Origin of the sequence: Sedimentibacter sp. B4, from assembly GCF_000309315.1 — a bacterium.
GTDB lineage: Bacteria > Bacillota > Clostridia > Tissierellales > Sedimentibacteraceae > Sedimentibacter > Sedimentibacter saalensis.
On sequence record NZ_CANG01000531.1, the window covers coordinates 1 to 382 of the forward strand.

Below are 382 nucleotides of genomic sequence, written 5' to 3' on the forward strand. Positions count from 1 at the left end.
GTTCGCCGGCGGCTGCGAGCGCAGCGCCGGAGCTGATGCCGACCAGCAGGCCCTCCTCGCGGGCGGCCCTGCGGGCCCACTCGACGGCGGTGTCGCTGCTCTGCGGCAGCACCTCGTCGATCACCGACCGGTCGAGGATGTCGGGGATGAAGTTGGCCCCGATGCCCTGGATCTTGTGCGGCCCGGGCTGGCCGCGGAGAGCAGCGGCGACTCGGCCGGCTCGACCGCCACGATCTTCACCCCCGGCTTGTGCTGCTTGAGCACCTGCCCGACCCCGGTGATGGTGCCGCCGGTGCCGACGCCGGCCACCACGTAGTCGACCTTGCCCTCGGTGTCCGCCCAGATCTCCAGCGCTGTGGTCTTGCGGTGGATGTCGGGGTTG

General features: G+C 72.0%; 1 pseudogene. It reads right to left on the bottom strand.

Annotation, left to right across the window (positions count from 1 at the left end):
- Positions 1-312 (bottom strand): annotated as a pseudogene (locus tag BN358_RS12125) (pyridoxal-phosphate dependent enzyme); the annotation flags it as partial.
- Between the last annotated feature and the right edge of the window lie 70 nt (positions 313-382).